The sequence below is a fragment of the Nonomuraea sp. NPDC005983 genome, assembly GCF_040614375.1.
In the GTDB taxonomy this organism is placed as follows: Bacteria; Actinomycetota; Actinomycetes; order Streptosporangiales; family Streptosporangiaceae; genus Nonomuraea.
This window is the reverse complement of record NZ_JBEXUP010000001.1, coordinates 242,623-260,318: the sequence shown is the minus strand read 5'-3', so window position 1 is coordinate 260,318 and position 17,696 is coordinate 242,623. Positions and strand designations below refer to the sequence as shown.

Genomic DNA, 17,696 nt, shown 5'->3' with positions numbered 1-17,696 from the left:
CGTCCCGATGCCAGCGATGGCCATCGCCTCGCGCCTGAGGCCCGCACCGCAGGCGCGTCGCGAGAACCATCTCCCTCACGCGTGATCGCGGCCTCCGTTGTCGCCGAAAGCGGCTCTGGCCCTTGATCGACCACGGACAGGCCGGGCGATCAAATGCCAGGATCTAGCTGTATCCGCAGGTCTACGCCTCGCCGGACGTCAGACCAACCGGGCAGGCCACGCCGGTCCCACCGAGGCCGCAGTACCCGTTCTTGTTGCGGTGGAGGTACTGCTGGTGATACTCCTCAGCAAAGTAGAACGGGCCCGCGGGGGCGAGTTCGGTCGTGATAGGCCCGTAGCCCGCCGCCGTCAGGACGCGCTGGTACGCGTCGCGTGACGCCTCCGCCGCCTTCTGCTGCTCCGGCGAGTGGTAGTAGATGGCCGAGCGGTACTGGGTGCCCACGTCGTTGCCCTGGCGCATGCCCTGGGTGGGGTCGTGGGCCTCCCAGAAGATCCTGAGAAGCTCTTCGTAGGAGATCTTGGCGGGGTCGAAGACGACGCGGACGGCCTCCGCGTGGCCCGTCTGGGTGGTGCAGACCTCTTCGTAGGTCGGGTTGGGCGTGTAGCCGCCCTGGTAGCCGACCGCGGTCGTGACGACGCCCGGCGTCTGCCAGAACTTGCGCTCGGCGCCCCAGAAGCACCCGAGAGCGAAGTCCGCGATCTCCAGCCCCTCCGGGTACGGCGGGGCGAGCGGCGCGTCGAGGACCGCGTGCCTGGACGGGACGGGGATCGCCGACGAGCGCCCCGGCAGGGCCTCCTCGGGACGGACCATCGATGTCTTGTTGCCGCCGAACAGCCAACCCATCGTGCCACCTCCACAGCTGCTGTCTACGATACAGACGCTGCAACGCTTAAGAGCTGCTACATCATCCCAGATAGCAATACACATTTGTGTTTAAAGGTGGTAATGCCCGAAAATAGGGGACATGCCTGACACTCGACGTGGTGTGCTCTTCGGGATTGCTGCCTACTCGATGTGGGGGTTGTTCCCCCTGTACTGGCCGCTGCTCAAACCGGCGGGAGCCGTGGAGATCCTGGCCCATCGGATGGTCTGGTCCCTGGTGGCCGTCGTGGCGGTGCTCGCCGTGCGCAGGCACTGGGCGTGGTTCCGGGGGCTGCTCGCGCAGCCCAGAAAGCTGGGCCTGCTGGCGCTCGCCGCGTTGATCATCACGGTCAACTGGGGCGTCTACATCTACGCCGTCAACAGCAACCACGTCGTCGAGGGCGCGCTCGGGTACTTCATCAACCCGCTGGTCAGCGTGCTGTTCGGGGTGGTGCTGCTGCGGGAGCGGCTGCGTCCGCTGCAGTGGACGGCCGTCGGGTTCGGGACGCTGTCCGTGCTCGTGCTGGCCTTCGACTACGGTCGCCTGCCCTGGATCGCGCTCGTCCTGGCCCTGAGCTTCGCCCTGTACGGGCTGGTCAAGAAGAAGGCCAACGTGGGCGCGGCCGAGAGCCTCACGGTCGAGACGCTGGTGCTGCTCGGCCCGGCGCTGGCGTACCTGGTCTACGTGGAGAAGGCGGGGCAGGCGACGTTCGGGCACCAGGGGGCGGGCCACGCGCTGCTCCTGGCAGGGGCGGGGGTGATCACGGCGGTGCCCCTGCTCTTCTTCACGGCCTCCGCGATCAGGGTGCCGCTGAGCACGATCGGGCTGCTCCAGTACATCGCGCCGATGCTGCAGTTCCTCTGCGGTGTGCTGGTCGCCAAGGAGACGATGCCGTCGAGCCGGTGGATCGGGTTCTCGATCGTCTGGCTGGCGTTGGCGATCTTCACCTACGACAGCATCCGGACGGCCCGCTTGGCTCGCGTCCGGAAATCAGCCCGAACGCTCGACCACGTAGTCACATAGCGCCGAAAAAGCGGCCTTGGCCGGGATGTCGGGGAGGCCGGAGATGTCGAGACGGGCCCGGTCCACCCACGCCTTCAGCTCGGCCCGCGCCTGCTCCATCGCCGGATGCGCCCGCAGCAGGGTCAGCGCCTCCTCGACGTCCTCCTCCGCGACCGGCCCCGACAGCAGCTCCGACAGCCGCGACGGCGTGTCGGAGGCGAGCATGTAGAGCACCGGCAGCGTGCGGATGCCCTCTCGCAGGTCGGTTCCGGGAGTCTTGCCCGACTCGGTGGAGGTCGAGGCGACGTCCAGCAGGTCGTCGCCGAGCTGCCAGGCCACGCCGATCGCCTCGCAGGCCCGGCTCAGCCGCTCCTCGACGTCGGCGGGGGCCCCGGACAGCAGCGCTCCGAACCGCCCGGACGCGGCGATCAGCGAACCGGTCTTGTCGGCCAGCACGTCGATGTAGTGCGCAACAGCGTCCTCACCGGCGCGCGGGCCGATGGTCTCGCGGATCTGCCCCTGCACGAGGCGGGAGAATGTCTGCGCCTGGATGCGGATCAGCTCGGGGCCGAGGTCCGCGAGGAGGTCCGACGCCTGGGCGAACAGATAGTCGCCGGTGAGGATGGCCACGGTGTTGTCCCACCGGGCGTTGGCCGACGGGGAGCCCCGCCGGACCGGGGCCTCGTCCATGACGTCGTCGTGGTAGAGCGACCCGAGGTGGGTCAGCTCGATCACCACGGCGCCGGGCACCACGCCCGGCGCCGACGGGTCGCCGAACTGGGCGGCCAGCAGGACCATCAGCGTGCGGAAGCGCTTGCCCCCCGCCTCGATGAGGTGCTTGGACGCCTCCGTGACGAAGGCGTCCTCGCTCTCGACCGATGAGCGCAGCAGCTTCTCGACCGCCGCCAGTCCGGTGGCCACGTCCTGCGCCAACCGCTCGTCCTCGATGGGAAGGTCAACAACGGGAGGCGCGGACATACAGATCCCCTATCTGATGAACAGGCCGTTGGCGGCCGTGTGGGCGAGGTTGAGCACGGGCTCAGGGTAGAGCCCGACCCCTACCGTAACCAGCAGCGAAACGGCGATGACGGCCACGGTCCCCATTGTGGGCACCGCGATCGACGGGCCGTCTGCGGCGGGCTCGCTGAAGAACATCAGCACGATCACGCGGACGTAGAAGAACGCCGCCACCGCCGAGGCGACGACACCCAGCACGACCAACCCGGTCATCCAACCGCCCAGCGAGTCGCCGGTCTCGGTGCCGCTCGCGAGCGCGGCGGCGAACACGGCGTACTTGCCGAAGAAGCCGCTGGTCAGCGGGATACCGGCGAACGCGAGCAGGAAGAAGGCGAACACGCCCGCCAGCACCGGCGAACGCTTGCCCAGCCCCGCCCAGCGCGACAGGTGCCCTGCCTCGCCCCCCGGGTCACGGATCAGCGTGACGACGGCGAACGCGCCGACCGTGGCGATGCTGTAGACCAGCAGGTAGAACAGGATCGCCTGGAGCGAGACCACGTTGCCGGTGCTCTTGTCGAACGTCGCCATGACGCCGATCAGCAGGAAGCCCGCGTGCGCGATCGACGAGTAGGCCAGCATCCGCTTGATGTCGGTCTGCGTGATCGCCAGCACCGCGCCGACCACCATGGTGAGCGCCGCGACGCCCCACATGACCGGACGCCAGTTCCAGTCGAGGTTGCCCAGCGCGACCCAGAACACCCGCAGCAGCGCCCCCACGGCCGCGACCAGCGTGCCGGACGCCATGAGCGCGGTGATGGGCGTCGGAGCGCCCTGGTAGACGTCCGGCTTCCACGCCTGGAACGGCGCCGCGCCGATCTTGAACAGCAGGCCGACGCCGAGCAGCGAGAACCCGAGCAGCAGCAGCGGGTCGAGCATGGCGCCGGTGGCCATGGCCTGGCTGATCCCCGTCAGGCTGACGGTGCCGGCGTAGCCGTAGATCATGGCGGTGCCGTACAGGAAGAACGCCGAGGAGAAGGCGCCGAGCAGGAAGTACTTCATCGACGCCTCCTGCGACAGCAGGCGGCGACGCCGGGCCAGGCCGCACAGCAGGTACAGCGGCAGCGACATGACTTCCAGGCCGACGAACATCGTCAGCAGGTCATGCGAAGCGGGGAAGAGCAGCATGCCGCCGACGGCGAACAGCACCAGCGGGTACACCTCGGTGTGCGCGCCACCGGCGGTCTCGGCCTCCTCCTCGTCGGCGCTGCCGGGCACCGCGGCGGCCGAGGCGACGAAGTGGCCCTCGTCGTTGATCAGCAGCACGCAGACGAACGACAGGACGAGGATCACGCCCCAGATGAACAGCGCGGGCCCGTCGACGGCGACAGCGCCCATGGCGACCGGCGCGGTGGCCACATCGCCCTTGACGACCTGCAGGAGGACCAGCGCGAACGCGCCGGCCAGGCTCAGCAGCGTGATGGGCACGTGGATCGACTTGCGCAGGTAGCGCGGCGCGAACGCCTCCACGAGCACGCCGATGACCGCCGCGCCGAAGACCAGCAGCATCGGCGCCAGGGTGCCGTACTCGATCGTCGGCGCCTGGATCTCGTTCACTGTCCGGGCCCCTTCTCAGCGATGGCCGTGTCCACCTTCACGCTGGTCAGCGTGTGGGTCACGGCGGGGTTGATGACGTCGAGCAGCGGCTTGGGGAAGATCCCGAAGCCGATGATCAGCGCGACGAGCGGCGCGAGCACGAACACCTCGCGCACGTTCAGGTCCTTGAACGCCTTGACGGGCTCGGCGGTCGGCCCGTTCATGACCCGCTGCACCATCCACAGGATGTAGACGGCGGCGAGGATCACGGCCACCGCGGAGATGATCGAGGCGACCGACAGCGCGCCCGCGCCGAAGGCGGTGCTCGAGTAGGCGCCGATCATGACCATGAACTCGCTGACGAAGGACGACAGACCGGGCAGCGACAGCCCCGCCAGACCGGCGACCAGGAAGAAGCCCGCGAGCAGCGGGGCGGCCTTCTGGACGCCTCCGTAGTCGGCGATGTGCGGCGACCCGCGCCTGGCGATCAGGAACCCGGCCGCGAGGAACAGCGCGCCGGTGGCGAAGCCGTGGTTGACCATGTACAGCGTCGCGCCGGCCTGGGAGACCTGCGACATCGCGAACACGCCCAGCACGATGAAGCCGAAGTGGGAGATCGACGTGTACGCGATGAGCCGCTTCATGTCGCTCTGCCCGATCGCCACGATCGCGCCGTAGATGATGCTGATGACCGCGAGCACCACGATCGGCGTCGTGAACGCCTTGGCGGCGTCGGGGAACAACTCCAGGCAGAAGCGGAGCATCCCGAAGGTGCCGACCTTGTCGAGGACGCCGACGAGCAGGACGGCGGCGCCCGCCGGGGCCTGCGCGGCGGCGTCGGGCAGCCAGGTGTGCACCGGCCAGAGCGGCGCCTTGATCGCGAAGGCGATGAAGAAGCCGGCGAACAGCCACTTCTGCGTGGTCGGGTCCTGGATGGCCCCGATCAGCTCGGGGAACATGAACGTGTGCTTGCCGGCGATCGCGTACAGGCCGATGACCGCGACCAGCATGAGCAGGCCGCCGAACAGCGAGTACAGCAGGAACTTGACGGCCGCGTAGGACCGCTGCGCGCCACCGTACGACCCGATCATGAAGTACATCGGGATCAGCATGGCTTCGAAGAAGACGTAGAACAGGAAGACGTCGGTCGCCGCGAAGACGCCGATCATCATCGCTTCCAGGACGAGCAGCAGCGAGAAGTACGTCTTGACCGACCGCTTGGGCGTGACGAGCGTGCCGTCGGCGGTCTTGACGCCGTCGGCGTCGTGCCAGGACGCGAGCACCACGATGGGCACCAGCACCGCCGACAGCGCGATCAGCACGACCGCGATGCCGTCGACCCCGACGCCGAACTTCACGCCGAAGCTCGGGATCCAGTCGTACTCGGCCGCGAACCTGAACCTGTCGGGGCTCTTGTCCTGGGCGAACAGCACGGCCATGACGATCGTCAGCACCATCACGACCAGCGAGACCACCAGCGTGACCTGCTTGGCGAGGTTGTCACTGCCCTTGGGAAGCAGCGCCACCACGATGGCGCCCAGGACGGGCACCGCCATGAGTATCGGGAGCCAGAGTGACGACATCAGATGTTCCCAACGAGGAGCAGGGCGCCTGTCAGCAGGGCGGCGCCGATCAGGATGGACAGCGCGTACGTTCTGGCGAAGCCCGTCTGGAGCCGCCGCAGCCGCCCTGAGCTCCCACCGATGCCGGCGGCCAGGCCGTTGACCAGGCCGTCGACGCCCCGGTTGTCGAAGAACACCGCCAGTCGCGTCAGCCACTGGCCGGGACGCATGAGCAGCGACTCGTTGAGCGCGTCGCCGTACAGGTCACGGCGGGCGAACGTGGTGAGGAACGAACCGCGGGGAGCCACGACCGGCACCTCGGCCCTGCCGTACCGCATCCAGGCGAACGCGGCGCCGACCGCGACCAGTGCCAGCGTGGCGAGGCCGGGGGTGCTGAGGAAGTCGAACGTCGGCAGGGGGCCCTCGGGCATCCCGACTGCCGGGCCGAGGAACTTCATCAGCGTGTTGCTCAGGATGAGGTAACCGCCCAGGAAGACCGAGCCGATCGACAGGATGATCAGCGGCCAGGTCATCACGGCCGGCGACTCGTGCGGGTGCGCCTCGGAGTCCCAGCGCTTCTCGCCGAAGAAGGTCATGAAGACCATCCGCGACATGTAGAAGCCGGTGATGCCGGCGCCGAGCACGGCCAGCCAGCCCAGCACGGGCTGGTGGTGGACGGCCGTCTCGATGATGCCGTCCTTGGTGAAGTAGCCGGACAGCAGCGGGAAGCCGATGATCGCCAGGTAACCGATGAAGAACGTGGCGAACGTGACGGGCATCGCCTTGCGCAGCCCGCCGTACTTGCGCATGTTCACCTCGTCGTTCATGCCGTGCATGACCGATCCGGCGCCGAGGAACATGTCGGCCTTGAAGAAGCCGTGCGTGATCAGGTGGCCGATCGCGAAGGCGTAGCCCGCCGGGCCGAGGCCCGCGCCGAGCATCATGTAGCCGATCTGCGACATCGTCGAGCCGGCGAGGCCCTTCTTGATGTCGTCCTTGGCGCAACCGATGATGGCACCGGCGAGCAGCGTGGCGGCGCCGACGATGGCGACGGCCAGCGCCTGCGCCGACCCCTCGGGGAAGAAGAACGCGCCCGAGCGGACCACCAGGTAGACGCCCGCGGTGACCATGGTCGCGGCGTGGATGAGGGCCGAGACCGGGGTCGGGCCCTCCATCGCGTCGAGCAGCCAGGACTGCAGCGGGAGCTGGGCGGACTTGCCACACGCGCCGAGGAGCAGCAGCAGGCCGATCGCGGTCAGCGTGCCGTTGGAGGCGGTGCCGACCTTGGCGCCGAGGTCGCCGAAGGCGAGGGTGCCGAACGAGGTCCAGATGATGAACATGGCGACGAGCAGCCCGAAGTCGCCGACGCGGTTGACGATGAACGCCTTCTTCGCGGCGACCGCGGCCGACGGCTTGAACTGCCAGAACCCGATGAGCAGGTAGGACGCCAGACCGACGCCCTCCCAGCCGATGAACAGGCCCACGTAGTTGTCGGCCAGCACCAGCAGGAGCATCGCGGCGACGAACAGGTTCAGGTAGGAGAAGAACCTGCGCCGCTCGGGGTCGTGCGCCATGTAGCCGATCGAGTAGATGTGGATCAGCGATCCGACACCGGTGATCAGCAGCGCGAAGCTGATCGACAGCGGGTCGATGAGCAACCCCATGTCGACCATGCCGGGAATGAACTCGTACAGGTGTACGGCCTGACGGCGCTGCTCAGCGGGCAGGCCGATCAGTTCGAAGAACGCCAGCACCGCCACGACGAACGAGGCGAGGGACATGGCCACGCCCAGCAGATGGCCCCACCGGTTGGTGAACCGGTTGAACACCAGCATGATGCCCGCTCCCAGCAGGGGGAGGAGGATCATCAGCCAGGAGACACCGATTACGCCACCGGTGGTGTGCTGGACGATCTCAACAGGAGATTCCACCAGTCACCTCTTAGTACTTCAGCAGGTTGGCGTCGTCGACGGACGCGGACCTGCGGGTTCGGAAGATCGTCACGATGATGGCCAGGCCGACGACGACCTCGGCCGCGGCCACCACCATCACGAAGAACGCGATGATCTGGCCTTCGAGGTTGCCGTTCTGCCGGGCGAAGGTGACGAACGCGAGGTTGCAGGCGTTGAGCATGAGCTCGACGCACATGAACACCACGATCGCGTTACGCCGGATGAGCACGCCCATCGCGCCGATGGCGAACAGCAGGCCCGACAGGACGAGGTACTGGGTCGTCACTTGGACTCCTCCTCAACCGACTCGACCGCCTCGACCGAGTGCTTGATGGCCTCGGCGAGCTTGGCGTCCTCGGGAAGGTGGCCCTTCTCGACGTCGAAGCGCGCGATGTAGCGGTTGACCGAGGCCTCCGAGACCGACCCGTCGGGCAGCAGCGCCGGCATGTCGATGGCGTTGTTCCTGGCGTAGGTGCCGGGGCCGGGCAGCGCCGGACGGCCGGTGACGAACCGCTCCCGGGCCAGGTCCTTCTGCGAGGGCCTGGCGGTGAGCCGCTCGCGGTGTGCCAGCACCATCGCGCCGAGCGCGGCCGTGATCAGCAGCGCCGAGGTGATCTCGAACGCGAACACGTACTTGGTGAACAGCAGCAGCGCCAGCGACCGGACGTAGCCGCCCTGCTGGGTGGCCGCGGCGAGCCCGGTCGGGGCGGTGAAGATCGCGTTGCCGAAGGCCAGGATGACCAGGACCGCGAAGCCGATGGCGGCGACCGCGGCCCAGAAGCGCTGCCCTCTCAGCGTCTCGACCAGCGAGTCGGACGAGTCGACGCCGACCAGCATGAGCACGAACAGGAAGAGCATCATGACGGCGCCGGTGTAGACGATGATCTGCACGGCGGCGAGGAACGGCGCGTCCTGCACGGCGTAGAGGACGGCGAGGCAGAGCATCACCGTGCCGAGCATCAGCGCGGAGTAGACGGCCTTCCGGTTGAAGACCATGCCGAGTGCCGCGCCGACCGAGACCACGGCGAGCACCCAGAATGTGATGGTCTCACCCATTGGTCCGTCCCAGCCGGTAGTAGTCCTCTTCCGTCTCTCCGAGGCGCATGGGGTGCGGCGGCTGCTCCATGCCCTGGGTCAGCGGCGCGAGGAGCATCTCCTTGGTGTAGATCAGGCTCTCGCGGTTGGTGTCGGCGAGCTCGTACTCGTTCGTCATGGTGAGCGCGCGAGTCGGGCACGCCTCGATGCACAGCCCGCAGAGGATGCACCGCAGGTAGTTGATCTGGTACGTCTTGCCGTACCGCTCACCGGGCGAGAAGCGCTCCTCCTCGGTGTTGTCGGCGCCCTCGACGTAGATGGCGTCGGCGGGGCAGGCCCAGGCGCACAGCTCGCAGCCGACGCACTTCTCCAGCCCGTCGGGCCAGCGGTTGAGCTGGTGACGACCGTGGAAGCGAGGAGCCGTCGGCTTCTTGACCTCCGGGTAGTTCGTCGTGACGGGCTTCTTGAACATGGTGTGGAAGGTGACGCCGAAGCCCTTGACGGGGTTCAGCCAATCAGTTAGTCCCACTGGGAACCTCCTTGTGCTGCACCCCGTGGTAGTGCGGCAGGTCGAGCGGCGGCACCGGGAAGCCGCCGGCCGTTGGTTCGATGGACAGTTCCTCGAACTCCGCCTCGATCTCGGCCTTCGCGGCTTCCTTGCGGCGCTGGTTCACGGTGTCGAACCGGGCCCAGATGCCGAGCGCGCCGATGACCACGATCGCGGTGATGGTCAGGACGGCGCCCATGTGGCCCTGGAAGCCCGCCTCGTCGTTCTTCGCGTACATGACGGCCCTGACGGCGGCCACGAGCATGATCCAGGCCAGGTTGAGCGGGATGAGGACCTTCCAGCCGAGCTTCATCAGCTGGTCGTAGCGGACGCGGGGCAGCGACGCGCGCACCCACACCACGAAGCAGAACACCAGCACGAACTTGATGAAGAACCACAGCAGCGGCCACCAGCCCTCGTTGGCCCCCGCCCAGAGCGAGATCGGGAACGGTGCCCGCCACCCGCCGAGGAACAGCGTGATGGCCATCGCCGAGGCGACGAACGTGTGCAGGTACTCGCCCATCATGATCAGGGCGAACTTCAGCGACGAGGAGTACTCGGTCTGGAAGCCACCGACCAGCTCGCCCTCACCCTCGGGGAGGTCGAACGGGATACGCGCGGCCTCGCCGAACGCGCAGACCACGTAGATCAGGAACGACGGCAGCAGCAGCACCACGTACCACGACGGCATCGTGATGCCGAAGAACTCGCCGCCCGACGCCTGCGCCTTCACGATCTCGGACGTCGACAGCGTGCCCGCGAACAGGAACACCCCGACGAACGACAGGCCCATCGCGATCTCGTACGAGACCACCTGCGCGGCCGACCGCAACCCGCCGAGCAGCGCGTACGGCGAGCGCGACGACCATCCGGCGAGCACCACCCCGTACACCGAGATGGCGCCCATGGCCAGCATGAACAGCACGGCCACCGGCAGGTCGACCAGCTGCAGCGGGGTCTGCACGCCGAATAGGTTCACCATCGGCCCGAACGGTGTGATCGAGAAGGCCAGGAAGGCCGGGATCACCATGATGACCGGGGCGAGCAGGTAGAGCACCTTGTCGACGGTCCGCGGGAACAGGTCTTCCTTCAGGCCCATCTTCAGGCCGTCGGCCACCGATTGCAGCAGGCCGAACTTGCCCGCCCGGTTGGGGCCGTAGCGGTTCTGCATCCTGGAGATGAGCTTGCGCTCGAACCAGACGCCGAACAGGATGCACAGCATCAGGAAGACGAACAGCAGCACGGCCTTGATGATGGTGATCCAGAGCGGGTCCTTGCCGAAGTCGGCGAGGGTCGGATCGGCCGCGAGAACGTGGATCATGAGGCGCTCCCGATCGTGACGATGTCGCCGGCCACCGCGCGAAGGTCGCGGGTGACCGAGCAGCCGCCGGAGTTCGCGGGCACCCAGACCACGCGGTCGGGCAGGTCCGCGACACGGACGGGCAGGGTCACGGTGCCGCCGACGACGACCTTGTCGCCGTCGGTGACGCCGATCTCCGCGGCCGTGCTCTCGGACAGAAGCGCCTCGGCGGCGCGGGCGGTGCCCGCGAGGTATGGTTCGCCGTCCTGCAGCCGGCCGTCGTCGAGCAGCAGGTGCCAGGTCGCCAGCAGGGCCTCGCCGGTGGCGGGGGCGGCCACCGAGCGGGTGGCGGTGCTGGGCGCGGCGACGCGGGTGCCGCGCCAGGAGCCGAGGCTGCTCAGCTCGCGGCGGGCGGCCTTGGCGTCGGGCAGGGCCAGGTGCACGTCCATGCGGTCGGCCAGGCTGCCGACGACCGCGAGGTCGCTCTGCAGGCCGGGCACCCTGAGCGGCGCGTCGAAGGAGCGGCCGCGGCCCTCCCAGTTGACGAACGTGCCGGCCTTCTCCTGGACGGCGGCGACCGGCAGGACCACGTCGGCCCTGTCGGTGACGGCGCTGGCCCGGATCTCCAGGCTGACGATGAACGGAGTGTGCTCCAGCGCGTCGAGCGCGGCGGCGGGATCGGGCAGGTCGTACGGGTCGACCCCGGCCACGACCAGCGCGTCGAGCTCGCCGTCGCGGGCCGCGGCGAGGATGCCCGCCGTGTCGCGGCCGGGCGCGCCGGGCAGCGAGGTGACGTTCCACACCCGGGCCACCTCGGCCCTGGCGCTCTCGTCGTCGACCGGGCGGCCGATCGGCAGCAGGTTGGGCAGCGCGCCCGCCTCGACGGCGCCCCGCTCCCCTGCCCTGCGCGGGATCCAGGCGACCCTGGCGCCCGACGCGGCGCTGAGCCGCACCAGCGCCGACAGCGCGCCGGGGACGGTGGCGAGCCGCTCACCGGCGAGCACGATCGTGCCCTCGGCGAGCGAGCCGACGAGGTCGCCGATCGCGTCGGCCTCCGCGCCCGGCGCGGTGCGGATGAGCGTGCCGCCCATCTTGGCCAGGCCGTTGGTGGCGAACGGCGCGACCGCGGTGACCTTGAGGCCCCTCTTCATCCAGGCCTTGCGCAGGCGCAGGAAGACGATGGGCGACTCCTCCTCGGGCTCGAACCCGACGAGCAGGACCGCGGGGGCGTTCTCCAGCTCGGTGTAGGAGATCTCGATGCCCTTGCCGGCCACCGCGTGCGCCAGGAACTGCGCCTCCTCGGCGGAGTGCGGCCTGGCGCGGAAGTCGATGTCGTTGCTGCCGAGGGCGAGCCTGGCGAACTTCGCGTACGCGTACGCGTCCTCGACCGTGACCCTGCCGCCGACCAGCACGCCGGCCTTGCCGCGGGCGGCGGCGAGGCCCTGCGCGGCGACGCTGAGCGCCTCCGGCCACGAGGCGGGCTCAAGCACGCCCTCCTCGTTGCGGACCAGCGGCGTCTTCAGCCGGTCGGGCTGCGTGGCGTAGGAGAACGCCCAGCGGCCCTTGTCGCAGTTCCACTCCTCGTTGACCAGGGGGTCGTTGCCCGCCAGTCGGCGGGTGACCCGGCCGCGGCGGTGGTCGGTGCGCATGCTGCACCCGGACGCGCAGTGCTCGCACGCGCTCGGCGTGGACACCAGGTCGAACGGGCGGGCCCGGAACCGGTAGGCGGCGCCGGTCAGCGCGCCGACCGGGCAGATCTGCACCGTGTTGCCGGAGAAGTAGGAGTCGAACGGCTTGCCGTCGGCGACGCCCACCTGCTCCTTGGCCCCGCGCTCGAAGAAGTCGATGAGCGGGTCGCCGGCGATCTGGTCGGAGAAGCGGATGCAGCGCGCGCACTGGACGCAGCGCTCACGGTCCAGCAGCACCTGCGTCGACAGCGGCAGCGGCTTGGGGAAGGTCCGCTTCTGCTCCTGGAACCTGGACTCGCCCTGGCCGTTCGACATCGCCTGGTTCTGCAGGGGGCACTCGCCGCCCTTGTCGCAGACCGGGCAGTCGAGCGGGTGGTTCATCAGCAGCAGCTCCATGGCCCCGCGCTGCGCCTTCTCGGCGACCGGCGAGGTGAGCTGGGTCTGCACCACCATGCCCTCGGCGACCTCGATCGCGCAGGACGGCTGCGGCTTCGGGAAGCCGCGCCCATTGCCGGCGTCGGGGATGTCGACCAGGCACTGGCGGCAGTTGGCCGCCGGGTCGAGCAGCGGGTGGTCGCAGAACCGGGGGATCTGGATGCCCAGCAGCTCGGCGGCCCTGATGATGAGCGTGCCCTTGGGCACGCTCACCTGGAACCCGTCGATCGTCAGGGTCACCAGGGTGGTTTCGGTCTCAACAACGGTCACTGGTCACTCCAGAGAGTGGACTTCTTCGCGTCGAACGGGCAGCCGCCGACCTCGAAGTGCTTGAGGTACTCGTCGCGGAAGTACTTCACCGAGGAGTGGATCGGGCTGGTCGCACCGTCGCCGAGGGCGCAGAACGAGCGGCCCAGGATGTTGTCGGCGATGTCGGTGATGGTGTCCAGGTCGTCCTCGGTGCCCTGTCCGGCTTCGAGCCGCTTGAGCACCTGCTTGAGCCAGTAGGTGCCCTCGCGGCACGGCGTGCACTTGCCGCACGACTCGTGCGCGTAGAACTCGGTCCAGCGCAGCACCGTGCGGACCACGCAGGTGGTCTCGTCGAAGATCTGCAGCGCGCGGGTGCCGAGCATGGAGCCCTTCGCGCCGACCGCCTCGAAGTCGAGCGGCACGTCCAGGTGCTCGTCGGTGAAGATCGGCGTGGACGAGCCGCCGGGGGTCCAGAACTTGATCCGGTGCCCCGCGCGGATCCCGCCCGCCATCGACAGCAGCTCGCGCAGCGTGATGCCGAGCGGCGCCTCGTACTGGCCGGGCCGGGTGACGTGCCCGCTCAGCGAGAAGATGCCGAAGCCTTTCGACTTCTCGGTGCCCATCCCGGCGAACCAGTCGGCCCCATTGGCGATGATCGAGGGAACACTGGCCACAGATTCCACGTTGTTCACAACAGTCGGCGAGGCGTACAGGCCCGCCACGGCCGGGAACGGGGGCTTGAGTCGCGGTTGACCTCTGAAGCCCTCCAGCGAGTCGAGCAGCGCCGTCTCCTCGCCGCAGATGTAGGCGCCCGCGCCGCTGTGCACGACCAGTTCGAGGTCGTAGCCGGAGCCGAAGATGTCGGTGCCGAGGTAGCCCTTCTCGTACGCCTCGCGCACGGCCGCGTGCAGCCGTCGGATGACGTGCAGCACCTCGCCGCGCACGTAGATGAAGGCGTGGTTGGCGCGGATCGCGTACGCCGTGATGATGACGCCCTCGACCAGCGAGTGCGGGTTGGCCATCATCAGCGGGATGTCCTTGCAGGTGCCCGGCTCCGACTCGTCGGCGTTGACGACGAGGTAGTGCGGCTTGCCGTCACCCTGGGGGATGAAGCCCCACTTCATACCGGTCGGGAAGCCGGCGCCGCCGCGGCCGCGCAGGCCCGAGTCCTTGACGGCCTGGATCACGGCGTCGGGGTCCATGCCGAGCGCCTTCTTGGCCGCCTCGTACGGGCCGTAGCCGTCGAGGGTGAAGGAGTTGGGCAGATCCCAGTTGGCCGTGAGGACCGGGGTAAGGGTGGTGCTCATGCCTCTGGGGCCTTCCATCCGTGGGCCTTGGCGACCTTGAGGCCCTCCAGCGAGGCGCCCGCGGCCGACGGGCCTTCACCCGCCAGCTCGTCGGGCAGGCCGGCGAGGACGCGGGAGGCCTCCTTGAAGGTGCACAGCTTCTTCGGACCGCGGGTCGGCCGCACGTCCTTGCCATCGCGCAGGTCGTCGACGAGCTGCTTGGCCGACTCGGGGGTCTGGTTGTCGAAGAACTCCCAGTTGACCATCATGACGGGGGCGAAGTCGCAGGCCGCGTTGCACTCGAGGCGTTCCAGCGAGACCTTGCCGTCGGGGGTCGCCTCGTCGTGGCCGACGCCGACGTGCTCAGAAAGCTCGTCCCAGATCTGGTCGCCGCCCATGACCGCGCACAGCGCGTTGATGCACACGCCGACGTGGTAATCGCCGACCGGCTTGCGCTTGTACATGGTGTAGAACGTGGCGACGCCGACGACCTCGGCCTTGCTCAGGCCCAGCATCTCCGCGCAGAACTCCTGCCCGGCGTCGGAGACGTGGCCGTCCTCCGACTGCACGAGGTGCAGCAGCGGCAGCAGGGCCGACCGTGCCTTGGGGTAACGGCCGATGATCTCCTTGGCGTCACGCTCGAGACGCTCCCGGACTTCCGGTGAGTAGGTCACCGGTCCACACCTCCCATGACGGGGTCGATAGATGCCACTGCGGCGATCACGTCGGCGACCTGGCCGCCCTCCGCCATGGCGGGGAAGGCCTGCAGGTTCGTGAAGGACGGCTCGCGGAAGTGGACGCGGTAGGGGCGGGTGCCGCCGTCGCTCACCACGTGCGCGCCGAGCTCGCCCTTGGGCGACTCGATCGAGGCGTACGCCTGCCCGGCGGGCACCCGGAACCCCTCGGTCACCAGCTTGAAGTGGTGGATGAGGGCCTCCATGGAGCTGCCCATGATGTGCGCGATGTGGTCGGGGGAGTTGCCGAAGCCGTCGGGGCCGAGCGCGAGCTGCGCCGGCCAGCCGATCTTCTTGTCCTCGATCATCACCGGGTCACCCTTGAGCGGGCCGGCGATCCGGTCCAGGGCCTGCTCGATGATCTTGAGGGACTCCTCCATCTCCTTCATCCGGACCAGGTAGCGGGAGTACACGTCGCAGCCGCGCTCCGTCGCCACCTCGAACTCGTAGGTCTCGTAGCCGCAGTAGGGCTGCGACTTGCGAAGGTCCCACGGCAGGCCCGCGGAGCGCAGGATGGGGCCGGTGATGCCGAGCGCCATGCAGCCGGTGAGGTCGAGGTAGCCGACGTCCTTGGTGCGGCGCACGTAGACCGGGTTCGCGTCGAGGAGCTTGCGGATGTCCTTGATCCGCTTGGGCATCTCCTTGAGGAACTCGCCCACCTTGTCGACCGCGCCCGCGGGCAGGTCGACGCTGACGCCGCCCGGCCTGACATAGGCGTGGTTCATCCGCAGCCCGGTGATGTACTCGAACAGGTCCATGACCATCTCGCGGTCGCGGTACCCGAACAGGAACGGCGTGGTCGCGCCCAGCTCCATGCCGAACGTGCCCATCGCGACCAGGTGCGAGGAGATGCGGTTGAGCTCCATCATCATCACGCGGATGGCCTGTGCCCTGTCAGGGACGCGGTCCTCGATGCCGAGCAGCTTCTCGACGCCCATGCAGTAGGCGGTCTCGTTGAAGATCGGCGAGAGGTAGTCCATGCGGGTGACGAACGTGGTGCCCTGCGTCCACGTCCGGAACTCCATGTTCTTCTCGATGCCGGTGTGCAGGTAGCCGATGACGCTGCGCGCCTCGGTCACCGTCTCGCCGTCGAGGGTCAGCACCAGCCTGAGCACTCCGTGCGTCGACGGGTGCTGCGGGCCCATGTTGACGACCAGGCGCTCTTCCTCGGAGTCGCGGACCCCGGTGACGACCTCGTCCCAGTCGGCGCCGGTGACCGAGTACACCTTGCCTTCGGTCGCCTCGTCATAACCGGTTGTCACGAGTAGGACCTCCTCTGGTCGGGCGCGGGGATCGTGGCGCCGCGGTACTCGACCGGGATGCCGCCGAGCGGGTAGTCCTTGCGCTGCGGGTGGCCGTCCCAGTCGTCCGGCATCATGATGCGGGTGAGCGCGGGGTGCCCGTCGAAAACGATGCCGAAGAAGTCGTACGTCTCGCGCTCGTGCCAGTCGTGACCAGGGTAAACCCCGACGGTCGATGGAATGTGCGGGTCGGCGTCGGGCGCGCTCGCCTCGACGCGGACGCGCCGGTTGTGCGTGATCGAGCACAGGTGGATCACCGCGTGCAGCTCCTCGCCCACCAGGTGCGGGTAGTGCACGCCGGAGACGCCGAGCGAGAGCTCGAAGCGCAGCGCCGGGTCGTCGCGGAGCTTCTGGCAGACCTCGACCAGCCGCTCACGCTTGACGTGCAGCGTCAGCTCGCCACGGTCGACGACGACGCGCTCGATGGCGTCGTCGAGGCCGAGGGTGTCGACGAGCTCGTCGAAGTAGCCGCCGTAGGGGCGCGGCGTCGCCAGCTGGGGCGCCCGCCGGACGACGAGGCCGCCGTAGCCGGAGGTGTCGCCGGAGTCTGCGGCGCCGAACATGCCGTGGCGGGCGACCGGGGGCTCGCGGAGCTCGGGGACCTCGGGGACCTCCGGGACCTCGGGCAGGTTGTCGGAGGTCACTTGGACACCCCCTGGTCGATCAGCGGCAGCGAACGCAGTGCCTGCAGTTCGAGGTCCTCGATCTGCTTGGCCCGGTGCGCGCCGAACTTCATGTTCTGGATCTTGTCGTGCAGCTTCACGATCGCGTCGATCAGCATCTCCGGGCGCGGCGGGCAGCCGGGCAGGTAGATGTCGACGGGCACGATGTGGTCGACGCCCTGCACGATGGCGTAGTTGTTGAACATCCCGCCGCTGGACGCGCAGACGCCCATCGAGATGACCCACTTGGGCTCGGCCATCTGGTCGTAGATCTGCCGCAGGACGGGAGCCATCTTCTGCGACACGCGCCCGGCGACGATCATGAGGTCGGCCTGGCGAGGAGACGCCGAAGCGCGCTCCATGCCGAAGCGCGCCAGGTCGTAGTGGGGGCCACCGGTGGCCATCAACTCGATGGCGCAGCAGGCGAGCCCGAACGTGGCCGGCCATACCGAGTTCTTGCGCGCCCAGCCGGCGGCCTGCTCGACCGTGCTGAGGATGAACCCGCTGGGGAGTTTCTCTTCAAGTCCCAT

The 17,696-nt window shown here is 68.7% G+C and carries 16 protein-coding genes; 1 reads left to right on the top strand and 15 read right to left on the bottom strand.

Annotation, left to right across the window (positions count from 1 at the left end):
• Positions 1-181: 181 nt before the first annotated feature.
• Positions 182-844, bottom strand: a complete 663-nt coding sequence (gene msrA, locus ABZ297_RS01290; protein WP_355337445.1) for a peptide-methionine (S)-S-oxide reductase MsrA — start codon at positions 842-844, stop codon at positions 182-184.
• Between the two features lie 121 nt (positions 845-965).
• Between msrA and rarD the strand changes: the two genes are divergently transcribed.
• The gene (gene rarD, locus ABZ297_RS01285) at positions 966-1,886 is read left to right on the top strand and encodes an EamA family transporter RarD (RefSeq protein WP_355337442.1); all 921 of its coding nucleotides are present in this window, start codon (positions 966-968) and stop codon (positions 1,884-1,886) included.
• On the opposite strand, the gene ABZ297_RS01280 is transcribed toward rarD, so the two are convergent.
• The 14 genes from ABZ297_RS01280 to ABZ297_RS01215 all read right to left on the bottom strand — a co-directional run bounded on the left by ABZ297_RS01280 (position 1,854) and on the right by ABZ297_RS01215 (position 17,696).
• Entirely contained in the window at positions 1,854-2,843 is a 990-nt protein-coding gene (locus tag ABZ297_RS01280; RefSeq protein ID WP_355337439.1) for a polyprenyl synthetase family protein, read from the bottom strand. The genes rarD and ABZ297_RS01280 overlap by 33 nt on opposite strands.
• Before the next feature lie 9 nt (positions 2,844-2,852).
• Positions 2,853-4,388 (bottom strand): NADH-quinone oxidoreductase subunit NuoN, encoded by a 1,536-nt coding sequence (nuoN, locus tag ABZ297_RS01275; protein WP_350804591.1) that lies wholly within the window; start codon positions 4,386-4,388, stop codon positions 2,853-2,855.
• A 44-nt stretch (positions 4,389-4,432) separates the two neighbouring features.
• On the bottom strand, positions 4,433-5,998 hold the full coding sequence (locus ABZ297_RS01270; RefSeq protein ID WP_355337436.1) for an NADH-quinone oxidoreductase subunit M: 1,566 nt from the start codon (positions 5,996-5,998) through the stop codon (positions 4,433-4,435).
• A complete protein-coding gene (gene nuoL, locus ABZ297_RS01265; RefSeq protein WP_355337508.1) occupies positions 5,998-7,845 on the bottom strand; it encodes an NADH-quinone oxidoreductase subunit L in 1,848 nt (615 codons plus the stop codon). Before nuoL ends, ABZ297_RS01270 begins: the two co-directional genes overlap by 1 nt.
• 73 nt (positions 7,846-7,918) lie before the next feature.
• Positions 7,919-8,215 (bottom strand): NADH-quinone oxidoreductase subunit NuoK, encoded by a 297-nt coding sequence (gene nuoK / locus ABZ297_RS01260; protein ID WP_350804407.1) that lies wholly within the window; start codon positions 8,213-8,215, stop codon positions 7,919-7,921.
• On the bottom strand, positions 8,212-8,985 hold the full coding sequence (locus tag ABZ297_RS01255; RefSeq protein ID WP_355337433.1) for an NADH-quinone oxidoreductase subunit J: 774 nt from the start codon (positions 8,983-8,985) through the stop codon (positions 8,212-8,214). The genes nuoK and ABZ297_RS01255 overlap by 4 nt, the downstream gene beginning before the upstream one ends.
• Entirely contained in the window at positions 8,978-9,493 is a 516-nt protein-coding gene (nuoI, locus tag ABZ297_RS01250; protein ID WP_355337430.1) for an NADH-quinone oxidoreductase subunit NuoI, read from the bottom strand. The genes ABZ297_RS01255 and nuoI overlap by 8 nt, the downstream gene beginning before the upstream one ends.
• Positions 9,480-10,832 carry an NADH-quinone oxidoreductase subunit NuoH gene (gene nuoH, locus ABZ297_RS01245; RefSeq protein WP_355337427.1) on the bottom strand — a complete coding sequence of 451 codons (1,353 nt, stop codon included), beginning with the start codon at positions 10,830-10,832 and terminating at the stop codon, positions 9,480-9,482. Before nuoH ends, nuoI begins: the two co-directional genes overlap by 14 nt.
• Positions 10,829-13,204 carry an NADH-quinone oxidoreductase subunit G gene (locus tag ABZ297_RS01240; protein WP_355337424.1) on the bottom strand — a complete coding sequence of 792 codons (2,376 nt, stop codon included), beginning with the start codon at positions 13,202-13,204 and terminating at the stop codon, positions 10,829-10,831. The genes nuoH and ABZ297_RS01240 overlap by 4 nt, the downstream gene beginning before the upstream one ends.
• A complete protein-coding gene (gene nuoF, locus ABZ297_RS01235) occupies positions 13,201-14,490 on the bottom strand; it encodes an NADH-quinone oxidoreductase subunit NuoF (protein ID WP_355337421.1) in 1,290 nt (429 codons plus the stop codon). The genes ABZ297_RS01240 and nuoF overlap by 4 nt, the downstream gene beginning before the upstream one ends.
• On the bottom strand, positions 14,487-15,143 hold the full coding sequence (gene nuoE / locus ABZ297_RS01230; RefSeq protein WP_355337419.1) for an NADH-quinone oxidoreductase subunit NuoE: 657 nt from the start codon (positions 15,141-15,143) through the stop codon (positions 14,487-14,489). The genes nuoF and nuoE overlap by 4 nt, the downstream gene beginning before the upstream one ends.
• Positions 15,140-16,465, bottom strand: coding sequence for an NADH-quinone oxidoreductase subunit D (locus ABZ297_RS01225; RefSeq protein WP_355337416.1), 1,326 nt, complete (start codon positions 16,463-16,465; stop codon positions 15,140-15,142). Before ABZ297_RS01225 ends, nuoE begins: the two co-directional genes overlap by 4 nt.
• The gene (locus tag ABZ297_RS01220) at positions 16,462-17,148 is read right to left on the bottom strand and encodes an NADH-quinone oxidoreductase subunit C (protein ID WP_355337413.1); all 687 of its coding nucleotides are present in this window, start codon (positions 17,146-17,148) and stop codon (positions 16,462-16,464) included. The genes ABZ297_RS01225 and ABZ297_RS01220 overlap by 4 nt, the downstream gene beginning before the upstream one ends.
• The gene (locus ABZ297_RS01215; protein WP_355337410.1) at positions 17,145-17,696 is read right to left on the bottom strand and encodes an NADH-quinone oxidoreductase subunit B family protein; all 552 of its coding nucleotides are present in this window, start codon (positions 17,694-17,696) and stop codon (positions 17,145-17,147) included. Before ABZ297_RS01215 ends, ABZ297_RS01220 begins: the two co-directional genes overlap by 4 nt.

What these genes read in the sequence shown, in the direction of transcription:
- msrA (WP_355337445.1), bottom strand. Translation starts at nt 844, where the DNA reads ATGGGTTGGCTGTTCGGCGGCAACAAGACATCGATGGTCCGTCCCGAG.
- rarD (WP_355337442.1), top strand. Translation starts at nt 966, where the DNA reads ATGCCTGACACTCGACGTGGTGTGCTCTTCGGGATTGCTGCCTACTCG.
- ABZ297_RS01280 (WP_355337439.1), bottom strand. Translation starts at nt 2,843, where the DNA reads ATGTCCGCGCCTCCCGTTGTTGACCTTCCCATCGAGGACGAGCGGTTG.
- nuoN (WP_350804591.1), bottom strand. Translation starts at nt 4,388, where the DNA reads ATGCTGCTGGTCTTCGGCGCGGCGGTCATCGGCGTGCTCGTGGAGGCG.
- ABZ297_RS01270 (WP_355337436.1), bottom strand. Translation starts at nt 5,998, where the DNA reads ATGTCGTCACTCTGGCTCCCGATACTCATGGCGGTGCCCGTCCTGGGC.
- nuoL (WP_355337508.1), bottom strand. Translation starts at nt 7,845, where the DNA reads ATGATCCTCCTCCCCCTGCTGGGAGCGGGCATCATGCTGGTGTTCAAC.
- ABZ297_RS01255 (WP_355337433.1), bottom strand. Translation starts at nt 8,985, where the DNA reads ATGGGTGAGACCATCACATTCTGGGTGCTCGCCGTGGTCTCGGTCGGC.
- nuoH (WP_355337427.1), bottom strand. Translation starts at nt 10,832, where the DNA reads ATGATCCACGTTCTCGCGGCCGATCCGACCCTCGCCGACTTCGGCAAG.
- nuoF (WP_355337421.1), bottom strand. Translation starts at nt 14,490, where the DNA reads ATGAGCACCACCCTTACCCCGGTCCTCACGGCCAACTGGGATCTGCCC.
- ABZ297_RS01215 (WP_355337410.1), bottom strand. Translation starts at nt 17,696, where the DNA reads ATGGGACTTGAAGAGAAACTCCCCAGCGGGTTCATCCTCAGCACGGTC.